The 26,382-nt window shown below is 65.6% G+C and carries 26 protein-coding genes and 3 pseudogenes; 12 read left to right on the top strand and 17 right to left on the bottom strand.

All coding sequences use genetic code 11. The annotated features are described in order from the left end of the window. The 4 genes and pseudogenes from NCR34_RS21095 to NCR34_RS21080 all read left to right on the top strand — a co-directional run. Positions 1–153 (top strand): annotated as a pseudogene (locus NCR34_RS21095) (acetyl-CoA C-acetyltransferase); the annotation flags it as partial. Positions 154–285: 132 nt separating this feature from the next. Further along, positions 286–1,029 carry an acetoacetyl-CoA reductase gene (phbB, locus tag NCR34_RS21090; RefSeq protein ID WP_248324510.1) on the top strand — a complete coding sequence of 248 codons (744 nt, stop codon included), beginning with the start codon at positions 286–288 and terminating at the stop codon, positions 1,027–1,029. Positions 1,030–1,156: 127 nt separating this feature from the next. Beyond that, positions 1,157–1,375: a hypothetical protein gene (locus NCR34_RS21085; RefSeq protein ID WP_248324509.1), complete on the top strand. Its 219-nt coding sequence runs from the start codon at positions 1,157–1,159 to the stop codon at positions 1,373–1,375. Between the two features lie 114 nt (positions 1,376–1,489). After that, positions 1,490–1,828 (top strand): hypothetical protein, encoded by a 339-nt coding sequence (locus NCR34_RS21080; protein WP_248324508.1) that lies wholly within the window; start codon positions 1,490–1,492, stop codon positions 1,826–1,828. A 70-nt stretch (positions 1,829–1,898) separates the two neighbouring features. Here the strand turns inward: NCR34_RS21080 and NCR34_RS21075 are convergent. The 8 genes and pseudogenes from NCR34_RS21075 to NCR34_RS21040 all read right to left on the bottom strand — a co-directional run. Beyond that, positions 1,899–2,027: pseudogene (locus tag NCR34_RS21075) on the bottom strand (N-carbamoylsarcosine amidase); the annotation flags it as partial. Between the two features lie 405 nt (positions 2,028–2,432). Then, positions 2,433–2,714, bottom strand: coding sequence for a DUF4148 domain-containing protein (locus NCR34_RS21070; protein ID WP_248324507.1), 282 nt, complete (start codon positions 2,712–2,714; stop codon positions 2,433–2,435). A gap of 154 nt (positions 2,715–2,868) precedes the next feature. Beyond that, positions 2,869–4,281 (bottom strand): dihydrolipoyl dehydrogenase, encoded by a 1,413-nt coding sequence (gene lpdA / locus NCR34_RS21065; RefSeq protein ID WP_248324823.1) that lies wholly within the window; start codon positions 4,279–4,281, stop codon positions 2,869–2,871. A gap of 162 nt (positions 4,282–4,443) precedes the next feature. Beyond that, positions 4,444–4,662: pseudogene (locus NCR34_RS28055) on the bottom strand (biotin/lipoyl-containing protein); the annotation flags it as partial. Positions 4,663–4,971: 309 nt separating this feature from the next. Beyond that, complete coding sequence (locus NCR34_RS21055) at positions 4,972–5,889, bottom strand: ABC transporter substrate-binding protein (RefSeq protein WP_248324821.1); 918 nt, start codon at positions 5,887–5,889, stop codon at positions 4,972–4,974. A gap of 124 nt (positions 5,890–6,013) precedes the next feature. Further along, positions 6,014–7,060: an ABC transporter permease subunit gene (locus NCR34_RS21050; protein ID WP_248324506.1), complete on the bottom strand. Its 1,047-nt coding sequence runs from the start codon at positions 7,058–7,060 to the stop codon at positions 6,014–6,016. Between the two features lie 18 nt (positions 7,061–7,078). Next, the gene (locus tag NCR34_RS21045) at positions 7,079–8,647 is read right to left on the bottom strand and encodes a sugar ABC transporter ATP-binding protein (RefSeq protein WP_248324505.1); all 1,569 of its coding nucleotides are present in this window, start codon (positions 8,645–8,647) and stop codon (positions 7,079–7,081) included. After that, a complete protein-coding gene (locus tag NCR34_RS21040; protein ID WP_248324504.1) occupies positions 8,637–9,896 on the bottom strand; it encodes an ROK family transcriptional regulator in 1,260 nt (419 codons plus the stop codon). Before NCR34_RS21040 ends, NCR34_RS21045 begins: the two co-directional genes overlap by 11 nt. Positions 9,897–10,082: 186 nt before the next feature. Here NCR34_RS21040 and msrC point away from each other — a divergent pair, with 186 nt between their 5' ends. Then, on the top strand, positions 10,083–10,607 hold the full coding sequence (gene msrC, locus NCR34_RS21035) for a free L-methionine (R)-S-oxide reductase MsrC (protein ID WP_248324503.1): 525 nt from the start codon (positions 10,083–10,085) through the stop codon (positions 10,605–10,607). Positions 10,608–10,665: 58 nt separating this feature from the next. Further along, complete coding sequence (locus NCR34_RS21030; protein WP_248324502.1) at positions 10,666–11,643, top strand: substrate-binding domain-containing protein; 978 nt, start codon at positions 10,666–10,668, stop codon at positions 11,641–11,643. On the opposite strand, the gene NCR34_RS21025 is transcribed toward NCR34_RS21030, so the two are convergent. After that, positions 11,640–12,824 (bottom strand): fumarylacetoacetate hydrolase family protein, encoded by a 1,185-nt coding sequence (locus NCR34_RS21025; protein ID WP_248324501.1) that lies wholly within the window; start codon positions 12,822–12,824, stop codon positions 11,640–11,642. The genes NCR34_RS21030 and NCR34_RS21025 overlap by 4 nt on opposite strands. A gap of 124 nt (positions 12,825–12,948) precedes the next feature. Here NCR34_RS21025 and NCR34_RS21020 point away from each other — a divergent pair, with 124 nt between their 5' ends. The 4 genes from NCR34_RS21020 to NCR34_RS21005 all read left to right on the top strand — a co-directional run bounded on the left by NCR34_RS21020 (position 12,949) and on the right by NCR34_RS21005 (position 18,344). Next, a complete protein-coding gene (locus tag NCR34_RS21020) occupies positions 12,949–13,695 on the top strand; it encodes an IclR family transcriptional regulator (protein WP_248324500.1) in 747 nt (248 codons plus the stop codon). A 301-nt stretch (positions 13,696–13,996) separates the two neighbouring features. Then, positions 13,997–15,178 carry an HlyD family secretion protein gene (locus tag NCR34_RS21015; protein ID WP_248324499.1) on the top strand — a complete coding sequence of 394 codons (1,182 nt, stop codon included), beginning with the start codon at positions 13,997–13,999 and terminating at the stop codon, positions 15,176–15,178. Between the two features lie 3 nt (positions 15,179–15,181). Beyond that, positions 15,182–16,765: a DHA2 family efflux MFS transporter permease subunit gene (locus NCR34_RS21010; protein ID WP_175945797.1), complete on the top strand. Its 1,584-nt coding sequence runs from the start codon at positions 15,182–15,184 to the stop codon at positions 16,763–16,765. Between the two features lies 1 nt (position 16,766). Then, positions 16,767–18,344 carry an efflux transporter outer membrane subunit gene (locus NCR34_RS21005; RefSeq protein WP_248324498.1) on the top strand — a complete coding sequence of 526 codons (1,578 nt, stop codon included), beginning with the start codon at positions 16,767–16,769 and terminating at the stop codon, positions 18,342–18,344. Here NCR34_RS21005 and NCR34_RS21000 read toward each other — a convergent pair. Continuing rightward, positions 18,341–18,580 (bottom strand): hypothetical protein, encoded by a 240-nt coding sequence (locus tag NCR34_RS21000; RefSeq protein WP_250501033.1) that lies wholly within the window; start codon positions 18,578–18,580, stop codon positions 18,341–18,343. The two genes, NCR34_RS21005 and NCR34_RS21000, sit on opposite strands and share 4 nt — an antisense overlap. A gap of 196 nt (positions 18,581–18,776) precedes the next feature. Here NCR34_RS21000 and NCR34_RS20995 point away from each other — a divergent pair, with 196 nt between their 5' ends. Continuing rightward, complete coding sequence (locus NCR34_RS20995) at positions 18,777–19,241, top strand: response regulator (RefSeq protein WP_248324497.1); 465 nt, start codon at positions 18,777–18,779, stop codon at positions 19,239–19,241. Positions 19,242–19,260: 19 nt separating this feature from the next. Here NCR34_RS20995 and NCR34_RS20990 read toward each other — a convergent pair whose 3' ends face one another. The 4 genes from NCR34_RS20990 to NCR34_RS20975 form a co-directional block, all read right to left on the bottom strand. Continuing rightward, positions 19,261–19,674, bottom strand: coding sequence for a hypothetical protein (locus NCR34_RS20990; RefSeq protein WP_248324496.1), 414 nt, complete (start codon positions 19,672–19,674; stop codon positions 19,261–19,263). Between the two features lie 155 nt (positions 19,675–19,829). After that, positions 19,830–20,270 carry a hypothetical protein gene (locus NCR34_RS20985; RefSeq protein WP_248324495.1) on the bottom strand — a complete coding sequence of 147 codons (441 nt, stop codon included), beginning with the start codon at positions 20,268–20,270 and terminating at the stop codon, positions 19,830–19,832. Between the two features lie 177 nt (positions 20,271–20,447). Then, the gene (locus NCR34_RS20980; RefSeq protein WP_248324494.1) at positions 20,448–20,798 is read right to left on the bottom strand and encodes a hypothetical protein; all 351 of its coding nucleotides are present in this window, start codon (positions 20,796–20,798) and stop codon (positions 20,448–20,450) included. 131 nt (positions 20,799–20,929) lie between these two features. After that, on the bottom strand, positions 20,930–21,904 hold the full coding sequence (locus NCR34_RS20975) for a serine hydrolase domain-containing protein (protein WP_250501032.1): 975 nt from the start codon (positions 21,902–21,904) through the stop codon (positions 20,930–20,932). Between the two features lie 202 nt (positions 21,905–22,106). Here NCR34_RS20975 and NCR34_RS20970 point away from each other — a divergent pair, with 202 nt between their 5' ends. Continuing rightward, a complete protein-coding gene (locus tag NCR34_RS20970) occupies positions 22,107–23,456 on the top strand; it encodes an AarF/UbiB family protein (RefSeq protein WP_248324492.1) in 1,350 nt (449 codons plus the stop codon). Between the two features lie 4 nt (positions 23,457–23,460). Here the strand turns inward: NCR34_RS20970 and NCR34_RS20965 are convergent, their stop codons facing one another. The 3 genes from NCR34_RS20965 to NCR34_RS20955 are packed head-to-tail and all read right to left on the bottom strand — an operon-like array spanning position 23,461 to position 26,344. Then, the gene (locus tag NCR34_RS20965) at positions 23,461–24,258 is read right to left on the bottom strand and encodes an IclR family transcriptional regulator (protein ID WP_248324491.1); all 798 of its coding nucleotides are present in this window, start codon (positions 24,256–24,258) and stop codon (positions 23,461–23,463) included. Positions 24,259–24,303: 45 nt separating this feature from the next. Further along, positions 24,304–25,032 (bottom strand): SDR family NAD(P)-dependent oxidoreductase, encoded by a 729-nt coding sequence (locus NCR34_RS20960; protein WP_248324490.1) that lies wholly within the window; start codon positions 25,030–25,032, stop codon positions 24,304–24,306. Between the two features lie 10 nt (positions 25,033–25,042). Further along, positions 25,043–26,344 (bottom strand): MFS transporter, encoded by a 1,302-nt coding sequence (locus NCR34_RS20955; protein ID WP_175945814.1) that lies wholly within the window; start codon positions 26,342–26,344, stop codon positions 25,043–25,045. Between the last annotated feature and the right edge of the window lie 38 nt (positions 26,345–26,382).

Here is a 26,382-nt window from a genome sequence, read left to right as displayed (position 1 = left end):
GCGATCGCGATCGGGCATCCGATCGGCGCATCGGGCTGCCGCATTCTGGTCACGCTGCTGCACGAAATGCAGAAGCGCGACGCGAAGAAGGGCCTGGCGTCGCTGTGCATCGGCGGCGGCATGGGCGTCGCGCTGGCGGTCGAGCGGCTGTAGACGTACATCGCCCGCAGAGTTGGCATCGACGGGCATCGACGGGCAACCCATCCCGGCTTCGCGCACCACACCTACACTACAAGCGCCGTCGGGAGGCATTCGAGCACTATAGAACCTGAGAGGACTATTAGCATGACTAAACGTATTGCAGTGGTAACGGGCGGCATGGGCGGCCTCGGTGAAGCTATCAGCATAAAGCTGAACGACGCGGGCTATGCCGTCGTCGTCACGCATTCACCGGGCAACACGATCGTCTCCGACTGGCTCGCCAGCATGGACCGGCAGGGGCGCAACTTCCGCGCGTATCCCGTCGATGTCGCCGACTACGAAGCAAGCCAGCACTGCATCGCGAAGATTCAGCGCGAAGTCGGACCCATCAGCATTCTCGTGAACAACGCGGGCATCACGCAGGACACCACCTTCAAGAAGATGACGAAGGTGAACTGGGACGCCGTCCTGCGCACGAACCTCGATTCCGTGTTCAACATGACGAAGCCCGTGTGCGAGGATATGGTCACGCGCGGCTGGGGCCGCATCATCAATATCTCGTCGGTGAATGGCTCGAAAGGGCAGATCGGGCAGACCAACTACGCGGCGGCGAAAGCGGGCATGCACGGCTTCACGAAGTCACTCGCGCTGGAAGTGGCGAAGAAGGGCGTGACCGTCAACACCATTTCGCCGGGCTATCTCGCGACCAAGATGGTGACCGCCATTCCACAGGACATTCTGGAGTCCAAAATTCTGCCGCAGATTCCAGCAGGCCGTCTCGGCAAGCCCGAGGAAGTCGCGGCGCTCGTCGCGTTCCTGTGTTCGGACGATGCGGGCTTCGTGACTGGCGCAAACATCGCGATCAACGGCGGCCAGCACATGCATTGATCGCCTTCGCGCGACAACGCATACCGCGTTCATCGTCTACGGCGACGCGAAGCAGGCGCTTCGCGTGCGCCTCGTTTATCCAAACCGAACGCCGGGCGTCCCCGCGACGCGCGGCCGGATCTCGCCAATGGAAGACATCCGCCTGGGCCCACGTCCCTACCACGTGAATCATCTCGACGCGGCTATCGCGCATCTCGAACAGGTGCTGAATCTGGACGGCGCGAATTCGCTGTTCTCAAAGACGTATTGGCGTTCGCGCGTCGATCAGGCGCTGTCGACGCCGGGTCTCGCGCCGTGCCAGCATGCGCGGCTGCAACGGCTGCTGGATCGCATCAGCGAGTCTTGAGCGATGAAGAAGGGCGGCTGCTGCGCCGCCTCATCGCTTGAATTGTCTGATCCGTGAAGGATTCGGCGTACGGCGTTACCATGCGTGCCTCATCGAGATCACGACACGACGCGTATGCCTCATTCATCCCACCATTCGTTCGTCGGGCGCGCGGCTGCCGCGCTCAGCGCAGGCTTGCTGCTCGCGCTCGCCGCGTGCGGCACGACTACCGCAGTGACCGCGGGCCCGCAACCCAACGTCTTCACCGTGACGGGCAAGGCCACCGGCACGCGCATGTCCTGGGTCACGGCGCGTAACCGTGCAATGGACGCCGCCGACGACTATTGCAAGCAGCGTTCACAGCGCGTCCTCGTCAGGTCAGAGTCGACGAGCGGCGTGCGATCTCTCGAAGAACAGACCTCCACGGTGACGTTCACCTGCGTCGCGCAGCCGACGCAGGCGGCAAGCGACTGAGGCTGCACGGGCTTAAGCGCGCATGCGTGAGCAGCTCGGCGTCATGTCGAAGAGCTCGCATCATGCGGAGTAGGGCGCGGTCCACCGCGCAAACCGGGAACGCCACGAACTTGATGCCGTATTGCATCGCGTCCACGACGCTCGCGCGGACGCAGCCGCTCGTGACCGCGCCAGCGACGACGAGCGTGCGCACGCCTCGTCAACGTGAGCATGTCGAGCACTTCCAGCGAGAAGACGTGGGCATTCGAGTCTTCGCCCGCATTGAAGAATGCTGCTATGTGCGACCGACCAACGCATCTCGTTGAGCAGGCAGCACGCGTTCCTAGTCGAGCCGGCGCTGCATCGGATTGGTGGTCCGAGCGGCTTATCCGTCAACGCTTCGACTATCGGCGCGAAGGCGAGCGATGGCATCTACACGTCCGCAACGCAGTCGCGTCCATCTTCAATTTGGACCTCTAAGCAATTTGCATAGTCCGAAAGAGGAGCAGAGTTTAACTTGGCATGCATTGCTGCGGCGAGCGCCGCAAAACGGAGCGAAGACAGAAGATGCAACGGAACGACTGAGCACGCCGCGTCCAAACGCGGCGCACCTTCAGCTACGACATCACTGACCGATGCCGGCCTTCTTCTGGGCCTTCTGAATGTCCTGCGGATACGACGCGTCGTCGCGCTGCGCCGGGTTGTATCCCGCGCTTTCGAGCTTCTTCAGCTCGGCGTTCTTTTTCGCGCGCGCTTCCTTGCGCGCGGCCTTGCGCTGGGCTTTGGTCGAAGGCGCGGCATCGGTCGTGCTGCTGTTGTCCTGCGCATACGACACGGCCGCGACGGACACGCCGAAGGCAGCCACGATCGTCGAGACAGCAAGCTTCTTGGCAAGCGTTACGTTCATATCCTCTCCAGGTTTGGATTGCATGGAACATCGGACGATGCGCGGCCTGCCTGATCGACACGGCTGCCGCGCGATGATTGTATGGCGGTTCGCGCGACCGTTCAGCGAACGTGCAACGCGAACCCGGAAACGCGAGCGCAGCTTCGCCGCCCACTCAGATATTGAGCGCGCGCTTGTTCACTGCGAGCGCCGCCTCGCGCATCACTTCCGAGAGCGATGGATGCGGATGCGAAATGATGCCGATATCCTCCGACGCCGCCTTGAACTCCATCGCCACGACCGCTTCGGCGATCAGATCCGACGCGTTCGCCGACACGATGTGCACGCCGAGAATCTCGTCGGTCTTCGCGTCGGCGATCATCTTGATGAAGCCGTCCGTCTCGCCGATGCCGAGCGCGCGGCCGTTCGCCATCATCGGGAACTGACCGGTGCGGTACTCGCGGCCTTCCGCCTTGAGCGCCTGTTCCGTCTGCCCGACCCACGCGATTTCCGGGTGCGTGTAGATCACCCACGGAATGCAGTTGTAGTCGATATGCGGCTTCTGTCCGTCGATGATCTCGGCCACCATCACGCCTTCGTCCTCGGCCTTGTGCGCGAGCATCGGGCCGCGCACGACATCGCCGATCGCGTAGACATTCGGGACCGTCGTCGCGCAATGGCCGTCGACGGGAATGAAGCCGCGCTGATCCGTCGCGAGGCCGATGGAATCGAGCCCGAGATTGTCGGTGTTCGGCACGCGGCCGATGGACACGATCAGTCGGTCCGCGTCGAGCGTCTGCGCGGCGCCGTCCTTGTCGGTGTAGGAGACGGACACGCCCGCATCCGACGACGTCACGTTCTCGATCTTCACGCCGAGGTGAATGGTGAGCCCTTGCTTCTTGAAGAGCTTGGCGGCTTCTTTCTGGATCGCCGTGTCGGTCGAGGCGAGGAATTCGGGCAGCGCTTCGAGAATCGTCACTTCCGCGCCGAGCCTGCGCCACACCGAACCGAGTTCCAGGCCGATCACGCCCGCGCCGATCACGGCGAGCTTCTTCGGCGCTGAGTCGAAGGCGAGCGCGCCTTCGTTGTCGGACACGATGTGGTTGTCCACGGGCACGTTCGGCAGATGCCGCGCTTTCGAACCCGTCGCGATGATTACGTGCTTCGCGGTATGCGTCCCGCCTTGCTCGCCGCCGCTCACTTCGATGCGAAACGCGCCGCCCGCCTTGCCCGCGAGCTTGCCGTGACCCTTGAGCCACGTGATCTTGTTCTTGCGAAACAGGAATTCGACACCGCCCGTGATCTTCTCGACGATGGCTTCCTTGCGTCCGACCATCTTCTTGATGTCGACGTTCAGGTTATCCATCGAGATGCCATGATCGCCGAAATGCAGCTTCGCTTTTTCGAACGCTTCGGACGACGCCAGCAGCGCCTTCGACGGAATGCAGCCGACGTTCAGACACGTGCCGCCGAGCTTCGGCTTGCCGGCCGGGTTGATCCATTCTTCGACGCACGCGACCGACATGCCGAGCTGCGCGGCGCGGATCGCGGCGATGTATCCGCCGGGGCCGGCGCCGATCACGATCACGTCGAAGTCGGCTTTGTCATCCGCAGAGTCTGCCGCGTTTGCCTGTTGCGCCGGAGCAGCGGCGGGCTTTTCAGATGCTGTGGCAGGCGCGGGAGCGGGTGCCGGCGCGGGCGCGGCCGCAGACGGCGCGGCGGCTTTCGCCTCGGTGTCGATGGCGGCGAGCAGTTCGTCTGCGTGGACGATATCGCCTTGCTGTTTGAGCACTGCGGCCAGCACGCCCGATGCAGGCGCGGGCACTTCGAGCACCACCTTGTCGGTTTCGAGCTCGACGAGAATCTCGTCTTGCGTCACGGGGTCGCCCGCTTTCTTTTTCCACGGCAGCATCGTCGCTTCGGTGACGGATTCGGAAAGCTGCGGAACCTTGACTTCAACCCTGGCCATTCAGTTTCTCCTGTCTGCGCTGCTTGATCGATTGAGGACGCGCGTCACCGTTCACCGAAGCACGGCCGCGTCGAAGCCACAGGATACGCCGTGTCCGCGGCGTGCGTGCGCGTCCGTGCCGGGCGTCGCCGCGCAAGGTGCGGTCGGCGGCATCGACAGGTTGAAAGGCAGAGTGGGATGATGAGCAGGCGGCGCGCCGTTCAGATAGCGGCCAAAGTGGATGCGGGGCGGCGACGCATGCAGGAGAGTCGATCTACGACGCGCCGCTCGCCGAACAAGGCGAGCGGCGAATACGAGCTCAGTGCAAATTTAATGCGGCGACGACCAACCCTTGTAGTTCGCGACATTCTCGCGCGTGACGAGCGTCGACGGCATCAGGATCATCGTGCTGCTCGGCTTCTTGCCGTTCATCAGGTCATAGCCGACGCTCACCGCCTGCTGCGCCATCGACCACGGGTCCTGGCTCGCGGACGCCTGAATCAGCGTATCGGTCTTCAGCGCGTTCTCGATATCCGGCGCGCCGTCGACCGACGTGATCACCAGATTCGAGCGATGCAGCTGCTTCGCCGCGAGGTCGCTGCCGATAGCTTGCGGATCGTTGATCGCGAACAGGCCGTCGAGCTTCGGGAAGCGCGTGAGATAGCCCTGCATCGCGTTCATGCCGCCTTCGCGCGAACCCTTCGCGTCCTGATCGTCGGAGAGCACCTTGATGCCCGGGTTCTTCGCGAGCACGGACTTGCAGCCGTTCACGCGGTCGATCACCGCCGACACTTGCGGCCCGTTCTCGATCACGACATTGCCCTTGCCGTTGAGCTTCTTCGCGAGGAAGTCGCACGCAATCTGGCCGGCCTGCACGTTGTTGGTCTGCACGGTCGCGTCCGCGCCCGCCGCCGCGACGTCCACCGCGACCACGACGATGCCCGCCGCCTTCGCCTTCTTTACCGCCGGCTCGATGGCCTTCGGATCGACGGCGTTCAACAAGATCATGTCGACGTGCGCCGAGATGAAGTTGTCGATCTGCGTGAACTGCTTGTTCATGTCGTAATCGGACGAGACGGCCGTGACCTTCACGTTCGGATTGATGGCCTTCGCCTTGGCTTCCGCGCCCTTCGAAATGGTCACGAAGTACGGATTGCCGAGCGAGCCGACCGTGATGCCGATGGCCTTCAGTTGCTTGTCGGCGGCGTGGGCGGCGAGCGTCATCGTGCATCCGAGCGCGAGGGCCATGCTCGCGAACAGCTTGTTATGCTTGCGCATAGGGTTGTCTCCGGTTGTTTCGTTGATGTTGATATTAAATGTCGATGGTTGCGACTCTAAGCGATTCTGAGCGGCGTGAACCGACAAGATCTCGTTACGTACGCGCCGATCCGCGCTGCCGATAACGGTCGAGCGCCACCGCGCCGATAATGACGAGGCCCTTGATGATGTACTGCCAGATGTCCGACACGCCGAGCAGCACGAGGCCGTTGGACAACACCGCGATGATGAGCGCACCGACCAGCGTGCCGACGATCGAGCCGACGCCGCCCACGAAGCTCGTGCCGCCCAGAATGACCGCGGCGATGGCGTCGAGTTCATACGACTGGCCGAGTTGCAGGCCGTTCGCCGCATAGAGCCGCGCGGCGGACATGACCGCGCCGAGTCCGGCGAGCAGGCCCGACATCGCGTAGACGAACATCTGGATGCCCCACACCTTGATGCCCGAAAGCCGCGCCGCCTCCGGATTGCCGCCGACCGAATAGATGCGCAGGCCGAGCACCGTGCGCCGCAGGATGAACCACGAGACGATCACCACCGCGAGCGCGATCACGACGAGCCAGGGCACGCCGAGGATAGAATCGTTGCCGATGAACGCGAACGGCAGTTGCGGATTGAAGATGGTCGTGTCGTGACCGATCAACCGCGCGATGCCGCGCACGGCGGTCAACGAGCCGAGCGTCACGATGAAAGGCGGCAGCTTGAGCAGCGCGATCAGCGCGCCGTTGATGACGCCGAAGCCGAGCCCGACGCCGAGCGCCGCGGGCACGCCGAGCCAGCCCATGCCTTGCAGATTCGACGCGAGCAGCGCCGTGACCGCCGCCGCCGACAGCACTGAGCCGACCGACAGGTCGATGCCGCCCGTCAGAATCACGAAGGTCATGCCCGCCGCGAGCACGATGTTGATCGACGCCTGCTGCGTGACGATCGAGATGTTCTGCAAGCTGAAGAAGCCGTCGGTGACCACGCCGAAGCCGATGCACAGCAGAATCAGCACGGGCAACATGCCCGCCGTGCGCATCAGCACTTGCATGCGCTCGCGATGCTCGATGCGGCGCTGCCGCTGCGTCGCGCTTTCGGCGCTCGTGGCGCTTGAAACAGGGGCTGCGCCCGTGTCGTGGTGTTTCGTCGTGTTAGCCATGTCTGTCTCCCGATAACGTCAAGCCGCCTGACCGAGCGCGGCCCGCGAGCCCGTCGCCAGTTCAATGATTCCTTCCTGCGAGATCGGCGTGCCCGAATGGCCGCCGAGTTCGCCCGCGATCACGCCTTCGCGCATCACCAGCACGCGGTCCGCCACGCCGATCACTTCCGGCAGTTCGCTCGATATCACGATCACGCCGACGCCCGATCGCGCCAGGTCGTTGATGATCCGGTAAATCTCCGACTTCGCGCCGATGTCGACGCCGCGCGTCGGTTCGTCGAGGATCAGCACTTCGGGCTTCGTTTCGAGCAGCCGCGACAGCAGCACTTTCTGCTGATTGCCGCCCGACAGCGCGCCCGCGTTCACGCGCGCATTCGGCACGCGAATGGAAAGCGCCGCGATAGCGTCGCGCGCCCGCGTGTTCCCGCGCGCGATGTCCATCACGCCGGCTTTCGCGTCGCGCCCGGCCACCGCGATGTTGATGTTGTCGCGCACGCTCATGTCGAGAAAAAGACCCTGGCCCTTGCGGTCTTCGGTGAGATAGACGAGGCCCGCGTCGATCGCGTCGCGCGGCGTGCGCAACGCGAGCGGCTTGCCGTGCATCTGCACTTCGCCGCGCGTGCGTTCCTCCGCGCCGAAGATGAGCCGCGCAAGCTCGGTGCGGCCCGCGCCGACCAGTCCCGCAATGCCCAGCACTTCGCCCGCGTGCAGATCGAGGCTGCATCCGCGCACGCGGTTGTCGTCGGCCATGTCGCGCACGGAGAGCACGACGTGGCCGGGATCGTAAGGCGCGTGCTCTTTCTTGTAGAAGCCGGAAATGTCGCGGCCGACCATCATGCGCACGAGGCTTTCGGCGGAGAGTTCGTCGCGCATCAGCGTGCCGACGTAGCTGCCGTCGCGCAGCACCGAGACGCGGTCCGACAACTCGTAGATTTCCGCCATCCGGTGACTGATATAGATGATCGCGATGCCTTCCTCGCGCAGTTGACGCACGAGGTCGAACAGGCGGTCCGTTTCGCGCGACGAGAGCGGCGTGGTCGGCTCGTCCATCACGAGGATGCGGGCGTGCGCGTGCACGGCTCGCGCAATTTCGACCAGTTGCCGTTCCGCGATCGACAAGTCACCGACGAGCGTGTGCGGTTTGAACGCCGCGCCCAGGCGCTTGAGCACGTCTTCGCAGCCGCGCTCCATGCCGGGCCGGTCGACGAGCGACCACGCGCCTTTGCCGCGACGCAGCTCGCGCCCGGCGTAGATGTTCTCTGCCACCGAGAGATTCGGCGCGAGACTCAGTTCCTGATAGATCACGGCGACGCCGAGCGAGCGCGCGGCAAGCGGCCCGTCGATCACGACCGGCTTGCCGTCGATCAGAATCTGGCCGCCGGGGTCCGCCTGATAGGCGCCGGAGAGAATCTTCATCAGCGTGGACTTGCCCGCGCCGTTTTCGCCCATCAGCGAATGCACTTCGCCGGGATACACGGACAGGCGCACGTCGTTCAACGCGCGCACGCCGGGAAACGTCTTGCTGATGCCGCGCATTTCGAGCAGCGGCGTGCGTGCCTCCGGCGAAAGGGCAGAGTCATGCGGCATGGTTCACCTCCTGCGATTTGACACCCGCGCCGCGATGCAGCCCCACGCGTGGCGAGAAGTTGAAGAACATCGGCAGCGTGGCCGCGCCGATTGCGCCCGCGTCCGGGCCGAAGTTTCCGCGCACGATCTCCGGCGTGCCGCGCGCTTCGGGCGCGTTCGCGGCCATCGTGGCGGCGAGACGGTCGATCAAGCGGTCGAGCAGGCCGCCGTCGATATCGGAATCGATCACGACCATCGGCACGTCGAGCACGCAGAGCATCGCGCGCAACGCGGGAGCGAGCGCTTCGATGCAGTCGTCGATCCATTCTTCGACCGCGGGCAGACGCCGCTCGATGCACGCTTCTACGTCCATGCGGCTCGCCGCCGGCGCGCCGGAGAAGTGCAGATGCCGCACGAGCGCATTTAGCGATGCGCGCGAGAGCAGGATGTCCCACTGGCCGGGCGGCTGCGGCGCGGACGGCAGGCGGCTCGGCCGCACCGGCATCACGCCGATGTCGCCCGCATTGCCGGTCGCGCCGCGCAAACAGTCGCCGTCGATGGCGACGCCGCCGCCGATGGCCGAGCCGAGAAAGAGATACACGAAGTCGTCGCAGTGGCGGCCGTGGCCGTAGAACAGTTCGGCGGTCGCGGCGGCGTTGCCGTCGTTTTCGCCGAAGACGGGCAGGGCGAGCGCGCGGGACAGCGCGGCGGGAAAGTCGGTCTGGTCCCATGCGCGGAAGATGTCGGCGCTCGTCGTATCGGCGCTCACGCCCAGTTCGCGCAGCCAGCTGCCGAGGTTATACGGCTGCGCGACGCCGATTCCGGTCAGACGCTCGCGCTCCGCCTCGCTCAAGAGGGCGAGCATGCCTTCGATATCGCGCTGAACGATCTCCAGCACAGCCGACGGATGCGGCAGCACGCGATCCAGCGCGCTTCGGGCGAGCACGTCGCCCGCGAAATTGACGAGCACCGTCTCGATGCTCGTGCGGTCGAGCCGCACGCCGATGCCGAACGCGCCGCGCGGATCGAGCCGGATGAGCGACGCGGGCTGGCCGCGCTGACCTTCGAGCCGCCGTCCGCTGTATTCGATCAGCCCGGCGCGTTCCAGCGACTCGACGATACTGCCGACCGCCGTGCTCGTCAGATTCGCGTGACGCGCAAGATCGGCCTTCGACGCCGGTTCGGTGCGGCGCAGCGCCTGCAACAGCAAGCGCTCGTTGTATCGGCGCACGGACGCGGAATTGCTTCCTCTGCCGCTCGGCAATTTCACTGGCTGTCTCCGGTTATGCTGGCAACCGTCATCTGTGTGACGATTAATTAAATCAAGTTGATTTATTTAATACCGGGGCCGACAGGGTGTAAAGCAGGGAAATCCCGAAGCCGGTTTGGCATCCGGCGTGCGGCGATCAGCGCATAGACGCTAAGCTACACCTCGATCTCACTTCGAGCCGCCGTCATGTTCACGCTTTCCACGCCTTCCACGCCTTCCACGCCTTCCCACGCCAGCAAGTCCACGCAGTACGACGACCTGCTGCAACAGGCCCGTTCGCTGATCGGCGACGAAGCCGACTTCATCGCCAACGCGGCGAACTTCTCGTCGCTCGTCTATCACACGCTGCCGGATATCAACTGGGCCGGCTTCTATCTGTTCGATGGCGACGAACTCGTCGTCGGGCCTTTCCAGGGCAAGCCCGCGTGCGTACGCATCGCGCTCGGACGCGGCGTGTGCGGCACGGCGGCCCGCGAACGCAAAACGCAGGTCGTCCCCGATGTCGAGGCGTTTCCCGGCCATATCGCGTGCGATTCGGCGTCGCGCTCTGAAATCGTCGTGCCGCTCGTCGGGAGCGACGGCACGCTGATCGGCGTGTGGGACGTCGACAGCCCCGTGCCCGGCCGCTTCGACGAGGAAGACGCGCGCGGCATGGAAGCGCTATGCGCCGCGTTCATTGCGCTGGCGTGGGAAGAGCGTCCGCAAGCGTGAGTCGTGATCGCTGCCGTTTGTCTACAATGAGGCGACCGTCGATTCCCGACCCGCCTTCATGATCAGCCTTGCCCGCCGCCGTCTGCTCACCACGTGCGCCCTCGCCGCGAGCGGGCTCGCGTCCGTGCGCCCGGCCGCCGCGCAGCCCGGCGGCAAGGCGAGCGTCGCGCTCGTGATGAAGTCGCTCGGCGATCCCTTCGTCCAGTCCATGATCGACGGCGCGAAGAATTACCAGCGGCACTACGCGTCGCAACTCGACCTCACGACCTACGGCACGCTCACGGACAACGACGTGACCGGGCAGAGGCGCATCATCGAATCGCTCGTCGCGGCGAAAGTGGACGCCATCGTGATCGCGCCGACCGATTCCAAAGCGCTCGTGCCGGTGGCCGCGAAAGCGGTCGCGGCGGGCGTCATCGTGATCGCCATCGACAATCCGTTCGACGACGACGCGCAGGAAGCCGCGAACGTCACCATTCCGTTCGTCGGGCCGGACAGCCGGCGCGGCGCGCGGCTCGTCGGCGCGTATCTCGCGTCGAAGCTGAAGGCGGGCGATGAAGTCGGCATCATCGAAGGGCCGCCGAACGACCGCAACGCGCAGCAGCGCACCATCGGCTACAAGGAAGCCATGAGCGCCGCGCAACTGCGCGTGAGCGCCGTCGACACCGGCGACTGGACCGCGCCGAGCGGCAAGTCCATCGCGCTGCAAATGCTGTATGCGCATCCGGCGCTGCGCGGTTTGCTCTGCGCGAACGACAACATCGCGATGGGGGCGATCGACGCCATTCGCATCGCGGGGAAGAAGGGCCGCGTGCTCGTGACCGGCTACAACAACATCAGCGCGGTGCAGCCGCTTCTCGACAACGGCAGCATGCTCGCGACCGTCGAGCAGTTCGGTGCGCGGCAGGCCGTGTTCGGCGTGGATGTCGCGGTGAAGGCGCTCGTCGAACGGCGCCGTCAGCGCGACTTGTCGCCGTACATGGAGACGCCGGTGCAGGTGGTGACGCGCGAGAAGACGCGGGCCCCGCGCGCTTAAGCGTTTGCCGCGAGCAGGCCGCGCGCCGCCAGGCTGCGATACAGCGCGCGCACGCCGAAGGTCCACGGTTCGATTTCCGTCGAAAGCCGCACGGTATTGACGAGCGCGCCGAGTTCCGGCGTCGAGATGGTGACGACATCGCCCAGATGATGCGTGAAGCCGCCGCCTTGCGTGTCGCGGTCCTTGATCGGCGAGAACATGGTGCCGAGAAACAGCATGAAGCCGTCCGGGTACTGGTGATGCGCGCCGTGCGTCTGCGCGACGAGATCGGCGGGATCGCGGCTGATCTCGGTCATGTGGCTCACGCCTTCGAGCACGAAGCCGTCGTCCGCGCCTTCGATGCGCAGCGACACGCTCGTGCCGCGCACCGTGTCCAGCGTGAAGCGGCCGTCGAAGAGCCGCACGAACGGGCCGATCGCGCACGACGCGTTGTTGTCCTTCGCCTTGCCGAGCAGAAGCGCGCTGCGGCCTTCGATGTCGCGCAGATTCACATCGTTGCCGAGCGTCGCGCCGACGATCTCGCCACGTCCGTTCACCGCCAGCACGATTTCCGGCTCCGGATTGTTCCATTGCGAGGTCGGATAGAGTCCCACGTCCGCGCCGAAACCGACCGACGACATCGGCTGCGACTTCGAGAACACTTCCGCGTCCGGCCCGATGCCGACTTCCATGTATTGCGACCACGCGCCGCGCCGCTCGAGTTCTTCCTTCAGCTTCTGCGCGCTCTCCGAGCCCGGCTTGATCTTGGAAAGATCCGCGCCGATCAGCTTGTTGATGGTGTCGCGCACTTCCTGAGCCTTGCTGGCGTCGCCGCCGGCCTGCTCTTCGATCACGCGCTCGAGCAGGCTGACCGCAAACGTCACGCCGCACGCTTTCACGGCCTGCACGTCGCACGGGGCGAGCAGGCGCAAGCCGCCGGGCGCCGCGTCGAGCGTCGCTTGCAGCAGTTCCTGCGCGGTGCCGAGGCGTTCGCCCTGCGCGTTCTTCGCGATGTCGAGCGCGTCGGGGCGGTCGAAGAGATCGGCGGTGGTCGGGGCGGCGCGCGTGATGTCGAACACTTCGCCGTTTCGCACCGCGACGACAGCGGGACCATCGACCGGCGCGGGACGCCATACACGGCCGATCAACACGGCGTCGGCGAGGTCTTCGGGCAGGCAGGAGGAGACGGAAACGGGCGGCATGGCAGGGTCACAGGGCATCGAAAAAGGGAAAATGATCGTAGCTTGCCGCCCCGTCACTGTCCATTAGGTTGCATGTTTGTCCAACATACTGGACGATGCGAACATCCCCGCTGCGACGACTCACATGGAAAAGACCTACGACGTTCCGGCGCTGCGCCGCGCGAACGATATCCTCGAAGCGCTCGCCGACGCTGCCAAGCCCGTGCGCGCCGCCGCGCTCGGGGAGCGCACCGGCCTGTCGCGCAGCACGCTTTATCTGATGCTGGAAACGCTCGCGCGCATGCAGTGGATCGAGAAGCGCGACGACGGCTATGTGATCGGCGTCGGCCTCTTCGAGTTGGGCAATGCCTACGTGCGGCACGATGCGCTGCAGGCGGCGTTTCGCGAGGGCGCGGGCGCGTTCATCAACACGCACAACGAAGTCGTGCAGCTTGCCGTGCTGGACGGCGTGCAGGTGGTGTATGTCGCGCGCGAGGACGCGCACCGGCCGGTCCGGCTCGTGTCCGATCTCGGCTCGCGGCTGCCCGCGCACTGCTGCGCGCTCGGTAAGGCGCTGCTCGCCGGACTGGCCGACGAAGCGGTCATCGAGCGGCTGCCCGAGCGCCTCGAAGCGGTCACGCCGCGCACCATCACCCGCCGCGCGGCGCTGTTGCGCGAACTGGCCGCGATACGCACGAGCGGGCTCGCGGTCGAACGCGAGGAAGTGGCCGAAGGACTCGCGTGCTTCGCGGCGTATGTCGGCGTGACGCCTGCGGGCAAGCGCGTCGCGGTATCGACGAGCGTGCCGGTCGGACGGCTCGACGCAAAGCGCGAGAAGCAGATTTCGATGGGCATCGTGCAACTCGCCGCAAAGCTGCGCCAGGCGCTTTAAGCGATCGCGCGGTAGCCGCAGGCGCCTTCGCGCATGCAGCTTTTGCCAGCTCATTGGAAAACGGCGCCGCGCTGCCGGCGCGTCGAAAACGCGCGGTTTCGTGCCAGTGCGCACGGGCGTTCGGTTCGGCGGATTCGCAGCCATTTGGGAATGCGTCTTGCTAAAACCTTCCGCTCGAATGCCCCGACCGACAGTCGCACACCGGTCACACTCGTCACGCAGTATCCGCACGAGGTCCACCCGCCGCGCCGGGACTTCACCCCGAGTCGAACTCCGGACTCCAACCGCAAAGCGAACGCTGATGTCAGATCGAGACGAAACCCAGGACGATGCACGCCCCGGCGCCGCGAAGGACGACGGCAAGCGCGAGTCATCGGAGAAGAACGATGACGATAAAGCCAAGAACGGCGACAAGAAGAACGGCAACGGCAAGGAAGAGCGCAAGGGGTCCGGCAAAAAGCCGTTGATCATTCTCGGCATCGTCGTGGTGGTGCTCGCGATAGGCGCGCTCGTCTGGTGGTTCATGACGCGCAATCAGGAAAGCACCGACGACGCCTATACCGATGGCGACGCCGTCACCATCGCGCCGAAGGTATCGGGCTATGTCGTCACGATGAACATCGACGACAACCGCTTCGTGCATAAGGGCGATCTGCTGATCCGCATCGATCCGCGCGACTATCAGGCGCAGCTCGATCAGGCGAGCGCGCAGCTCGGTCTCGCGCAGGCCCAGCTTCATGCCGCCGAAGTGCAACTGCAGGTCGCGCGCGTTCAGTATCCGGCGCAACTCGCGCAGGCGCAGGCGCAGGAAGCAAGCGCGCGCGCCAATCTCGCGCAGGCGAGCGCGGCCTACCAACGCCAGCAGTCCGTCGACGTTCGCGCGACCTCGCAGCAGAACATCGACGCCGCGACCGCGCAGCAGAAGAGCGCGCAAGCGAACGTCGCGGAGGCGAGGGCGCAGGTGCGCACCGCGAGCCTCGTGCCGCAGCAGATCGCGCAGGTCGTCGCGACAGTCGAAGAGCGGCGCCAGCAAGTGCGGCAGGCGCAGGCGCAAGTGGAAACTGCGCAGCTGAATCTGTCGTACACCGAACTGCGCGCGCCCTCCGACGGCTGGGTCACCAAACGCAACGTGCAGTTCGGCACGTTCCTGCAGGCAGGCACCTCGATCCTGACGCTCGTCACGACGCGCATGTGGGTCACGGCGAACTTCAAGGAGTCGCAGCTTTCGCGCATGCATCCGGGCGACAAAGTGGATATCGACGTCGACGCATATCCCGGCCTCTCGCTGCATGGCCATGTCGACAGCATCCAGCTCGGCAGCGGCTCGCGCTTCTCCGCGTTCCCCGCGGAAAACGCGACCGGCAACTTCGTGAAGATCGTGCAGCGCGTGCCGGTGAAGATCGTTATCGATAGCGGCATGAAGCCGGACACGTCGCTGCCGCTGGGACTGTCCGTGGTGCCCACCGTCATGCTGCGCCACTGAGCCATGAGCGAACCCACCGAACAGGACCACAGCGGCTGGAAGCCGAGCGCGAATCCGTGGCTCATCGCCGTGGTCGTCACGCTCGCGGCGTTCATGGAAGTGCTCGACACGACCATCGTGAACGTGGCGCTGCCGCACATCTCCGGCACCATGTCCGCGAGCTACGACGAGGCGACCTGGACGCTCACGTCCTATCTCGTCGCGAACGGCATCGTGCTGCCGCTGTCCGCGTATTTCTCGAAGATCCTCGGGCGCAAGCGCTACTTCCTGATCTGCATCGCGGCGTTCACCGTGTGCTCATTTCTCTGCGGCATCGCGACGAATCTCGGACAACTCATCGTCTTTCGCATTCTGCAAGGCTTCTTCGGCGGCGGCTTGCAGCCGAGCCAGCAGTCGATCATTCTCGACACGTTTCCGCCCGAGCAGCGCGGCCGCGCGTTCTCGATCTCGGCGGTCGCGATCGTCGTGGCGCCGGTGCTCGGCCCGACGCTCGGCGGCTGGATCACCGACAACTTCACGTGGCGCTGGGTGTTTCTGCTGAACGTGCCGGTCGGCGTGCTGACGACCATCGCGGTGATGCAGTTCGTCGAAGATCCGCCGTGGGAAAAGCGGCAGAGTCACAAGGACGTGGGCATCGACGTGGTCGGCATCGGCCTGATCGCGCTCGGGCTCGGTTGCCTGCAAGTGTTTCTGGATCGCGGCGAGGACGACGACTGGTTCGCGTCCAACTTCATCGTGACCTTCGCGGTGCTCGCGGCGATCGGCATCGTCGGCGCGGCGTTCTGGCTCGTGTACGCGAAAAAGCCCGTGGTCGATCTGCGCGTCATGAAGGACCGCAACTTCGCGCTCGGCTCGCTCTCGATTGTCGGCTTCGCTTCGGTGCTCTACGGCAGCGCGGTGCTCATTCCGCAGCTCGCGCAGCAGCAACTCGGCTATACCGCGACGCTCGCGGGCCTCGTGCTTTCGCCGGGCGCGCTACTCATCGTGTTTTTGATTCCCGTGGTCAGCAAGCTGATGCTATGGGTGCAGACGCGCTATCTCGTTGCGTTCGGCTTCTTTCTGATGGGCTGCGCGTTGATCTATTCGCATCACCTCGTGCCGAACGTCGACTATCGCACGCTCACGATGATGCGCAGCGCGCAGTCCGCGGCCATCGGTTTTCTGTTCGTGCCGGTGACGACGCTCGCGTATCTCTCGCTGCCCAAGTCGATGAACAACGACGCCTCCGCGCTGTTCACCATGTTCCGGAACGTGGCGGGGTCCATCGGCATTTCGCTCGCCACCGCGATGATCCGCGAGCGCACGCAGGCGAACATGGCGCATATGGTCGAGCATCTGACGCCGCTGAATCAGCCGTACAACGACACGGTGCAGCGCATCGCGCGCACGCTGATGGACACGGGCCAGACCATGTCGCAGGCGATGGGCGCGGCGACCGGCCAGATGTACAAAACGCTCGTCTCGCAGGCGACGATTCTCGCGTACCTCGACGTGTTCGCCGCGTGCGCGATCTTCTCGTTCCTGTTCATTCCGATCACGTTCTTCTTCTCGCCGGTGAAGGCGTCCGGTCAGGCGGGAGGACATTGACATGACGCAGCGACTTTCCGCCCGACTTTCGATTCCGGTGCTCGCGCTCGCGCTCGCGATGAGCGCTTGCACGGTTGGCCCCGACTTCAGGCCGCCTGTCGCCGACACGCCCGGCAAGTGGAACGACATGCAGCGCGCGCAGAACGCAACGCCGGATGCGCGCGCGCCGCATGCCGACGCGCCTTCCGTGGCGAGCACATCGGCCGATCCCGACCCGCGCTGGTGGAAGCAGTTCGACGATCCGACGCTCGATTCGCTGATCGACCGCGCGGTGGCCGGCAATCTCGATCTGCAAAGCGCGGTGCTGCGCATCGCACAAGCGCGCGAGCAGAGCGTGTCGGCGGCGGCGCAAGGCTTGCCGCAGATCAGCGCGAACGCGAGCGTCATGCGTGAGCAACTCGGGCTGAAGGGCTTGCTCCAGTCGCAAGGCCTGTACAGCCGCATCGACGCGCTGGGCGCGAACGGCGCGCCGATCCGTCAGGGCCTCGACTCCGCGACAGGGCCCGTCACGCTGTTTCAGGACGGCTTCGATGCGTCGTGGGAACTCGATCTTTTCGGGCGCGTGCGGCGCTCGGTGGAATCGGCGAATGCAGAGACGCAGGCGGAAATCGAAAGCCGCAACGACGCGCTGGTCTCGCTGGAAGCCGAAGTCGCGCGCACGTACGCGCAGTTGCGCGGCGCGCAGTCCATCCGTGAAATCACGCTTGCCGAGATCGACGCCGAACAGCAGATTCTCGACCTCACGCGCGAGCAGGCGCGCGTCGGCCTGACGAGCCAGCAGGACGTGCAGAGCGCGAGCGCGCAAGTCGGCGCGTTGCAGGCGCAGGTGCCGTCGCTGGAGGCGCAGATCGCGCAGGCGATGAACGGGCTCGCGGTGCTGACGGGCAGCGCGCCCGGCACGCTGGACGCGGAACTGTCCGATGCGCGCGCGGTGCCGCCCGTGCCGCCGACGGTGCCGGTCGGCGTGCCGTCGACGCTCGCGCGCCGCCGTCCCGACATCCGCCGCGCCGAAGCGCAATTGCACGCGGCCACCGCCGAAGTGGGCGTGGCCGTCGCGCAGTTGTATCCGGACATCTCGCTGACGGGCCAGGTCGGCACCCGAGCGACCAAAGCGAAATACCTCGCGCGCTGGTCGAGTCTTTTCTGGTCGGTCGGGCCGAGCATTTCGCTGCCGATATTTGAAGGCGGCGCGCTGCACTCGAACGTTCGCGTGGCGAAGGCGCAGGCCGCGCAGGCCGCGTTGCAGTATCGGCAGACGGTGCTCACGGCGCTTCAGGATGTGGACAACGCGCTCGTCGCGTATCGCACGGAGCAGGACCGGCGCGCGGCTCTGGTGCGTACCGTGGAGGCGAATCGCGTGAGCCTGCAACTCGCGACGGACAGCTATCGCAAGGGACTGACGGCGTTCGTCACGGTGCTCGATGCCGAGCGCCAGCTTGCGCAAACGCGCGAGCAGCTCGCGCAGTCGACGGTGAACGTGACGACGGATCTGATCGCCGTGTACAAGTCGCTCGGCGGCGGGTGGCAGGACGATGCGCAAGACAGCGGCAGCAAGAACGCCGATGCAGGCAACGGCTAGCGGCGGCGCTTCTTCCAGTCGTAGTCGGCGGGCGGATCGGCGACGCCGGGTTTGCCGACCGATTGCGGATTCTCGCTGCACAGCGTGACGAAGCCGACCGGTTCGCCTTGCGCCTGGCGCTTGCGCAATGCTTCGGCGAAGCGCAGCGCCTCGGCGAGCGCGGCGGCGTCGAAGTGCCGGTGACGCGCGTGGCTTTCGGCTTCCGCTTCGCCTTCGAGCCAGTAGACGACGAACATCGTGTGCCTCCGTAGGGAGCGAGCGTGTCGCTCGCAGGTGAACTTGATTCTGCGTGGTGCAAGCGTCCGGCCCGCGCGCTGTCCGGGTATTCCCGGGGTGCAACGTTAGCGCGAGCCTCGTTATTCGGGCAAACCCCCGCATGCTGCGTCGCGGAACGCGCGTTGCTGAAACAGTCGGTCAATCCGAGGCCAAAAAATGCAATCTACGCAACGACAAGCTCGCGTACCCGAAGAATCGATCTGGCATATCCCCATTCGCGCCGCGCATCACGACGAACCGCGCGTGCTCATCGCCGACGACGACCTCGACGCCACGCGCGCCATCTGTCTGGCGTTCGAGGACGCCGACTTCACGGTGCGCGCCGTGCATACCGGGCTCGACGCCGTGGCGCTCACGCGCAAGTGGCGCCCCGGCGTGGTGCTGCTCGATTTGATGATGCCCCTCGGCGACGGCTGGGAAGCGGCCGAGGCGATTCGCGCGCTCGATACGTCGATGATGCTGCTCGCGCACACCAGCCGCACGTGTCCCGACGATTGCGCGCGGGCGCGTCGCACCGGGTTCAACGGCTATTTTGTGAAGCCGAGTCCGCTGGAACGCATGATCGACGTGATGCGCGCCTATTACTCGACGCACGAACCGCGGCGCGAGCGCGAGTGCTGAAGGCTGGCCGGAGCGGTGACTAGACTTGCTTGAGACGGCGCAGCGCGTCGTTGCGCGAGGTGCCGGCCGCGGCAGGCGGGCTCAGCAACGCGCTGTCGTTCCGGTCGACCGGCCGCGCGGGCAGCGTGCGTTGCAATCCGGCGCTGAAGCCCTTTCTGAACGCGCGGCGGTAGGTTCGGCGGTACGCTTCTTCTGTCGACACTTCGCCGGTGTAGTCGGACAGCGCCTCGGTCAGCGCGCGTTGCTCGTGCGCGAGGGTGCGCAGCAGATCGATCAACACAGGCTGACCGACGCCCGCGCCGTACCCGCTCGCCAGCACATCCGACAGCGCGGCGACCGCACGCGCGACATCGTTGCTGCGCTTTTCGATCGCCACCGGATGCGCGATGACAGGATGCCCTTCAGGGTTGATCGTGATCTTGACTTGGTCCATCTGCTCTTCCTCGTTGCTCGGTACACGGCGCAACGCGCCCGCTCCTTCGCGAGAAAGCATTCCTGTGCATCCGGACGAACGGCTGCGCGCGGCCGCGCGAAGTGTGCCCGAGTCGATCACGGGCGGCAACTGCCGTGGCGCGTGGATGCAGCGTTTCAGGCGTTGACGCGCCGTGCCGGAACTTCGTCGACCGCGACCGCGGGCGCGTCCATCTGACGATCGACATGCTGCTTCAGCACGTCTTCCCAATATTGGCAGTAGCCGGCCCAGAACGGGACTTGCGTTTGCGCGCAGGCATCGGCCGGCAGCGGATGCGGCAGCATGCGAGCGAGCCGCGCGATCTCCCTGCGCTTCCACTGCAGCAGCGTGCGGCGCGGGCCGCGCACGGCCGGGCACAGTTCGTTCATGCGCGTGATGGCCAGCCACAGACCTTCGGCCGGATGCGAAGCCATGGTCGTGAGAATCGCGGTGTTCGGGCGCGGCCCGCGCTCGTGACACACGACCGCGCCGATCCGCCCGAGGATGTACATGCTTCGTTCGATACGCTCACCGGCTGGCGGCTGCATGGCGCGTCCTTTTTCTGATGGTTGTTTCATGGCGCTCTCGATTGCCTCACGTGCAGCAGGAAGCCGTTGCGACACGGATTCCGGCATCGCGATATTGATACGTTATAGCGTGAGCCCATTACGATACCGTATCGAAAATAATCGGGATCGCATATCGACAAAAATCTACATTGACGAAGGGCGCTTTTTGCTGCCGCCGGTCACGCATCACCGCTGCGTGTAGTCGATCGGCTCGGGCGGCGCGTTGGCCGCGAGTTCCTGACGCCGCTGCTCGGTTGCGGCGTGGACGCCCTTGTCGTAGAAGGCTTGCGCGGTGTGTTGTTCCAGCGCGGCGAGCAACGGAAGGCTTTCTTCCGCCAGCGAATGCATGAGATGCAGGATGTCGCGCTTCATCGGCTCGGGAAACGCGCAGAAGTGCTCGAACGCGCCGGGCGCGGCGATCATGCCGACCAGCGACGCAAGCAGTCGCGCGCGGCTTTTGCAAAGCTCGCCAATGGGCTCGGCGTGCGAAACGACGACGCGCCCCTGCGCATCCACCGTAATGTCGAAGGACTTCATGCGATACCTCGCTTGCCTCGAATGTCCGCCGTGGCAACGGACGCAAAGCGAGATTACCTGCGCGTGAGGCTTTGATCTGCGCTGAGTTCGGAAACGAAGCCGCGAGCAATCCGAAACAACGCCGGCGAGGATCAGCGTGCGTCGAGGCCGAGCACGTGTTGCTCGAAGAGCGCGCGGACGTTTTTGTTCGCGGCGGTGTTGTCGCATGTCGCGGCTGCGACGATTCCCGCCTCGCGCGCAACGAAGATGAACTGCTCGCCGAAGCCCGCCGCGAACGCGTAGCGCGGCGCGACCCACCACAGGTAGCCGTACTGCGCGTCCTGCATCGGCGGGCCGCCCTCGCTGTGCACCGACATGGCGTCGTCGATGAACGACGCATCCACGAGTTGCGCGCCTTGCCATCTGCCGCGATCCAGCATCAGCGTGCCGAGCTTCGTCATGTCGCGGGCGCGTAGCATGAGTCCGCGCCCCGCGAACGTATGGCCGTCCTCATCGGCGATCCATTCGCTCGTTTCGATGCCGAGCGGCGCGAAGAGCTTGTCGCGCACATACGCTTCGACGGTCGCGCCCGTCACCGCTTCGACGGCGAGCGAGAGCAACTGCACCGCATGCGAGTCATAGCGAAAACGCGTGCCCGGCGCGTCGGCCATCGGTCGCGAGAGCACGAAATTCAGGCGGTCGTCCTCGCCGGCGAGCCGCTCGCACGCGCCGAGCAGACACTTGTCCACTGCGCCCGGTTCGCAGTCGAAGCCCGAGGTCATCGTGAGCAAATGGCGCAGCGTGATGCGTCGCACGCGCTCGTCCAGCGCGGGATCGCGCGCCTTCTCGATGATCTCGCCGATCGGCGTGTCGAGGTCCGCGAGCAGCCGCTCGGTCAGCGCGATGCCCACGGCCAGCCCCACGACGCTCTTCGTGACCGAATTGACGTTTTCGAGCGTATCGGGCGCGGCGTCGCTGCGGTAATGTTCGAATTCGATGCGGCCGTCCCGCACGACGACGAAGCTTCGCACGCCGCTGTCCTCGCTTTGCAGCGCATCGCGCAGGGCGCTCGGGCTTTGTTCGTCGACGGACCCGCGCGCCGGAGCGTCTTCCGTTTTCATGTGCATGGTGGTGGTTCGAGGCAGAGCGCAGAAAACGCGCGGGTTCGAATCGTGCTGTAAGTGCTACAAAATGCAAATCGAGCAAGCCGAATGCCACGGCACACTCAAGCCAAAAGGACTTCATTTGCCCGTCCGACGACTCGCAACGCTCTGGCGTCTTGGCCGGGCGTTCGTCCGCGAAAGCCAATCAGATAGCGACGGCGCGTCGATGCAACGCATCGCGCGCTTCTTCGCCATGCATGGCGCGCGCGCCGCGCCGCTCGCGGGCGGCGTGCCGGCGCTGAGCCACTTGCCGCGCGTGTTCTCGCTGGCATCCGACGCGCTCACGCGGCATCCCGCGCTCGCGGAAGCGGCGGTGCGCGTGGCGCTGTCGGAGATGGAAGGTCTGTTCACGCCCTACGATGCCGCGAGCTTTCGCAGCGCATGCGCCCTCGCGCTCGCAGCCGCGCCGCGCGCCGAAATCACCGAGATCAGCGCGGCGCCGCTGCGCTCGGGTATCGCGGAGCAGACGCATGCGGCACGTATCGACGGCGTGCCGGTCCGCATCACGCTGCTTCGCGCGGACGCACGCCAGGAACTCGCCGACGATCTCGATCTCGCGCTTGCCGCCGCGCGCTTCGCCGAGCGGCGTTCGGCGACGGCCCGCGAGCTGCAGGCGGTGCAGTGGTTGAGCCGCGTGCGCGAGAGCGTGCATTCGATGATCGACCTGCGCCAGCGCGCCGCCGATCAGAGCTATCTGCGCTACCGCCTGCGCGACGACGACCGGCTCGCCGTGCCCGAAGTGCTCTGGGACTTTTGCAACGACGCCGTTTTGACGACGCGCGCGATCGACACCGTGCCGCTATCGGACGGCCACGCGCTCGCATCGCACGGGCTCAAACAGGCGGATCTCATCGCGACGCTGATCGAAGCGTTCTTCGAAATGGCGCTCGGGCAGGGCGTGTATCACGCGGGGCTGGACGCGGCGGGCGCGCGCGTCAGCATCGATCCCGGCACGCGCGGCAAGATCGTGCTCGAAGCCGACAACGCCATTTCGTTCTTCGCGGCGCACGAGCGCGATTTCATCGTCGGGGTATCGAACTCGCTGCTCGAAGGCGATCACAAGGCGGCGGCGCGCACGCATCTCGAACACGGCCGGCCAGAGGAACACGCGGCGCATCACGAAGTGCGCGTCGAATCGACGTATCGCCGGGAAGCGGAGCGGTTTTCGTCGACGGATGCGCGGCAGGGCGCGCACGTCTCGCATTTGTTCGATGCGATCGGCAAGGCGCCCGCCGAGCACATGTTCAGCGCGGCGCACGGGCGCATTGCGTCGCGGGCGGTGCTGCTGTCACGTTCGATGGAGACGATCGAGCGCATGGCGCATACGGTCGCGCCGGATGTCGATGTGTGGAAGATCGCGCGACGCGTGATCGCGCGGCTCGCGGCGGACCAGTTCGGCTGTCATGGCTTGCTCGCGCATCTGGCGCAGGAAGCGACGCACTGGCCGCAATTGCTGCCGCGCCTGCCGACTTTGATTGCCAAGCGCGCGGGCGCGTCGCAAGGCAACGCGTTCTGACGCTTTAGCGCGTGCCGGGACTCATGCGCTCGGCGATCGCGCGGCACGCAGCTTTCAGCGGCGCGACGTAGGTTTCCATCGGCGTATCGCTCTTTCGGAAGAGTGGAATGCTCACGCTGACGCAGCCGAGCGGCGCGCCATTCGCGCCGACGATCGCGCTGCCGTAGCAGAAAATCTGCGCTTCGTTCTCCTCGCGGTCTTCGGCGTAGCCGCGCGTCCGGCATGCGTCCAGTTCGGCATCGAGCGCGCTTCGGTCGACGATGGTGTTCGGCGTGAATCGCTGAAACGGGATGCCGCGCAAGAGCGCGTCGCGGTCGGCGGGCGAAAGCGTCGACAGATACGCCTTGCCGACCGAGCTCGAATACAGCGTGACGCGCGTGCCGATGCGCGACGCCATGCGCACCGCGTGCGGGCTTTCCAGCTTCTCGACGTACACCATTTCCGCGCCGCTTCTCACCGCCAGATGCACGGTTTCCTGCGTAGCATCACGCAGCGCCTGCAACGCGTCGGCGGCGGCGATGCGCAAGTCGGACCGCTCCCAGCTCCGGCTCGCGAGCGACATCAGGCGCGGACCCAGCGTATAACAGCCGCCGCGCGCGCTTTCGACGACCAGCCCTTCGGCCATCAACGCGCCGACGATGCGATACACCGTCGGGCGCGGATAGCCGCTTTCCGTCGTGAGACGCGCGATGGTCGGCGGCTCGGCGGCGTCGGCGATCAGTTGCAGCACCGCCATGAACTTGGAGAACGCGGCGGTGCCGGTTGCCTTTGCGGCGTCGAGAGAGGCGGGATCAGCAGACATGATCTGATATGGGAGCGGCGGCGCGGCGATTATATCGACGCTCGCTTACGCCACGAGATAGCCGCCGTCCACCGGCACGATCGCGCCGGTCATGAACGCCGCCGCCGGCGACGCCAGAAACGCCACGACGCGCGCCACGTCCTCCGGCAAGCCCCAGCGTTTCATCGGCGTGCGGTCGAGAATGGCTTGCGAGCGGCCGCCGTCGTCCTGAAGCGCCTGCGTGAGCGGCGTGGCGATCCAGCCGGGCGCGACGGCGTTCACGCGAATGCCGTCTGCCGCATACGCGATGGCGAGCGACTTCGTCAATTGTGCGACGCCGCCCTTGCTCGCGCTGTATGCGGGCACGAGGCCGCCGCCGAAGAACGTCAGCATCGACGCGGTATTGACGATACTCCCGCCGCTTTTCGCGAGCAACGGCCGCGCGGCGGCGCACATGCGCATGGTGCCGTTCAGGTTGACGGCGATCACGCGTTCGAACGTCTCGATGTCGTGCTCGTCGCCGCGCTTGATCATGCCCGCGCAGTTCACGAGCACGTCGAGCGCGTCGAGGCGGTTCATGAGATCGGCGGTGCTCGCGGCGTCCGCGACATCGAGCGCCGCGACTTCTATGCCGTCGCCGAGCGCGTCGCGTTGCGCATCCGTCGGCGCGATGCCCGCCGCGATCACGTGCGCGCCGAGCGCGGCGAACTGCTGCGCGATGCCCGCGCCGATGCCCTGCGTGCCGCCGGTGACGACGACGGTCTTGCTTCTGTAGAGATCAGACTGGAAGGTCATGTCAGTCACCTCAAACGACCGGCACGGCAGACGCCGGCTGCTCGGAATCCTGAATCGGCACGCGGACGACGAACATATAAACGAGCGCCGCCGCGAACGCGACGCCCGCGCTGATCAGGAACGCGTTGACGAACGAATGCGTCTTGTCGACGACGAGGCCGGTGATGAACGGCGCAAACGAGCCGCCGAAATAGCCGCCGAAGTTCTGAATGCTGCCGAGCGACGCCACCATGTGACGCGGTGCCGCCACCGAGACGAGCGCCCACGCTGCGCCGCTCGCCATGTTGACGAAGAACATTGCCGCCGAGAGATACGTGATCGCGAGCGCGAGGTTCGGCGTGAACGCGGCCGGGACCGTGAACAGCGCCGCGCCGATGAGACCGGTGCAGATCGGCCACTTGCGGCTGCGGATCGGTGCGACGCCGCGCGCCATCAGTCCATCGGCGATGAAACCCGACGACAGCATGCCGAGCGTGCCCGCCAGATACGGAATCGACACGATCCAGCCGGTTTTCGCGATGGTCAGATGGCGCTCGTGTTCGAGATACGCGGGCAGCCACGTCAGATACAGCCACACCATGTAGATCACGCCCATGAAGCCGAAAATCATGCCCCACGTGGTCGCCTTGCTGAAGAGGCCGCGCCATTCCGCGAAGCTCATGCTGCGCTCCGTGCGCTGCGCGGGCTCGCCTTCGGTCAAGTGCGCGATCTCCTGCGGCTCGAGCGCAATGTCTCGCCGGTTGCGATACACGATGTACCAGCCGATCGCCACCGCAATGCCCAGCACGCCCATGATGACGAACATGTTGCGCCAGCCGAAACTCAACAGCAGCACGGTCAGAATCGGCGGCGCGAGCGCGGGGCCAATGGTCGACGACGTGACGAAGATGCCGGTCGGCTTGCCGCGTTCGTGTTGCGCGAACCACTCGGAGACGACCTTCGCGCCGGCCGGAAACTGCGGCGCCTCGCCGATGCCGAGCGCGATGCGCGCCGCGAGGAACTGATGCAGGTTCGTGACGAGGCCGCCGAACAACTGCGCGACGGACCAGACGAACATGCCGAGACCGAGCATGATGCGCGCGCCGAAGCGGTCGAGCATCACGCCGATGGGCAATTGCGAGAACGCATACGCGAACGAGAACGCGGAGAGCAGCAGGCCCATCTGCGATGCGGAGAGCCCGAGTTCCTGCGTGACCGAATGATTGGCGATGGACAGCGTGCTGCGGTCCAGATAATTCACGATCCCCGCGAGCGTGAGGAAAGTGAGCGCGATCCATTGAATGCGCTTGATGCGTGGCGATTTGCTCTGCATGGTGTCTCCCCGAATGCGTTTCGTTGACGCTTCGGCTG

Origin of the sequence: Caballeronia sp. GAWG1-5s-s (assembly GCF_023631445.1) — a bacterium.
GTDB lineage: Bacteria > Pseudomonadota > Gammaproteobacteria > Burkholderiales > Burkholderiaceae > Caballeronia.
This window is presented reverse-complemented; position numbering and strand designations above follow the sequence as displayed.

Excerpts from the sequence above, each read along its gene's own strand:
- phbB (WP_248324510.1), top strand. The coding sequence starts at position 286 with ATGACTAAACGTATTGCAGTGGTAACGGGCGGCATGGGCGGCCTCGGT.
- NCR34_RS21085 (WP_248324509.1), top strand. The coding sequence starts at position 1,157 with ATGGAAGACATCCGCCTGGGCCCACGTCCCTACCACGTGAATCATCTC.
- NCR34_RS21080 (WP_248324508.1), top strand. The coding sequence starts at position 1,490 with ATGCCTCATTCATCCCACCATTCGTTCGTCGGGCGCGCGGCTGCCGCG.
- NCR34_RS21070 (WP_248324507.1), bottom strand. The coding sequence starts at position 2,714 with ATGAACGTAACGCTTGCCAAGAAGCTTGCTGTCTCGACGATCGTGGCT.
- NCR34_RS21055 (WP_248324821.1), bottom strand. The coding sequence starts at position 5,889 with ATGGCCCTCGCGCTCGGATGCACGATGACGCTCGCCGCCCACGCCGCC.
- NCR34_RS21050 (WP_248324506.1), bottom strand. The coding sequence starts at position 7,060 with ATGGCTAACACGACGAAACACCACGACACGGGCGCAGCCCCTGTTTCA.
- NCR34_RS21045 (WP_248324505.1), bottom strand. The coding sequence starts at position 8,647 with ATGCCGCATGACTCTGCCCTTTCGCCGGAGGCACGCACGCCGCTGCTC.
- msrC (WP_248324503.1), top strand. The coding sequence starts at position 10,083 with ATGTTCACGCTTTCCACGCCTTCCACGCCTTCCACGCCTTCCCACGCC.
- NCR34_RS21030 (WP_248324502.1), top strand. The coding sequence starts at position 10,666 with ATGATCAGCCTTGCCCGCCGCCGTCTGCTCACCACGTGCGCCCTCGCC.
- NCR34_RS21025 (WP_248324501.1), bottom strand. The coding sequence starts at position 12,824 with ATGCCGCCCGTTTCCGTCTCCTCCTGCCTGCCCGAAGACCTCGCCGAC.
- NCR34_RS21020 (WP_248324500.1), top strand. The coding sequence starts at position 12,949 with ATGGAAAAGACCTACGACGTTCCGGCGCTGCGCCGCGCGAACGATATC.
- NCR34_RS21015 (WP_248324499.1), top strand. The coding sequence starts at position 13,997 with ATGTCAGATCGAGACGAAACCCAGGACGATGCACGCCCCGGCGCCGCG.
- NCR34_RS21010 (WP_175945797.1), top strand. The coding sequence starts at position 15,182 with ATGAGCGAACCCACCGAACAGGACCACAGCGGCTGGAAGCCGAGCGCG.
- NCR34_RS21005 (WP_248324498.1), top strand. The coding sequence starts at position 16,767 with ATGACGCAGCGACTTTCCGCCCGACTTTCGATTCCGGTGCTCGCGCTC.
- NCR34_RS21000 (WP_250501033.1), bottom strand. The coding sequence starts at position 18,580 with ATGTTCGTCGTCTACTGGCTCGAAGGCGAAGCGGAAGCCGAAAGCCAC.
- NCR34_RS20995 (WP_248324497.1), top strand. The coding sequence starts at position 18,777 with ATGCAATCTACGCAACGACAAGCTCGCGTACCCGAAGAATCGATCTGG.
- NCR34_RS20990 (WP_248324496.1), bottom strand. The coding sequence starts at position 19,674 with ATGGACCAAGTCAAGATCACGATCAACCCTGAAGGGCATCCTGTCATC.
- NCR34_RS20985 (WP_248324495.1), bottom strand. The coding sequence starts at position 20,270 with ATGAAACAACCATCAGAAAAAGGACGCGCCATGCAGCCGCCAGCCGGT.
- NCR34_RS20980 (WP_248324494.1), bottom strand. The coding sequence starts at position 20,798 with ATGAAGTCCTTCGACATTACGGTGGATGCGCAGGGGCGCGTCGTCGTT.
- NCR34_RS20975 (WP_250501032.1), bottom strand. The coding sequence starts at position 21,904 with ATGCACATGAAAACGGAAGACGCTCCGGCGCGCGGGTCCGTCGACGAA.
- NCR34_RS20970 (WP_248324492.1), top strand. The coding sequence starts at position 22,107 with ATGCAACGCATCGCGCGCTTCTTCGCCATGCATGGCGCGCGCGCCGCG.
- NCR34_RS20965 (WP_248324491.1), bottom strand. The coding sequence starts at position 24,258 with ATGTCTGCTGATCCCGCCTCTCTCGACGCCGCAAAGGCAACCGGCACC.
- NCR34_RS20960 (WP_248324490.1), bottom strand. The coding sequence starts at position 25,032 with ATGACCTTCCAGTCTGATCTCTACAGAAGCAAGACCGTCGTCGTCACC.
- NCR34_RS20955 (WP_175945814.1), bottom strand. The coding sequence starts at position 26,344 with ATGCAGAGCAAATCGCCACGCATCAAGCGCATTCAATGGATCGCGCTC.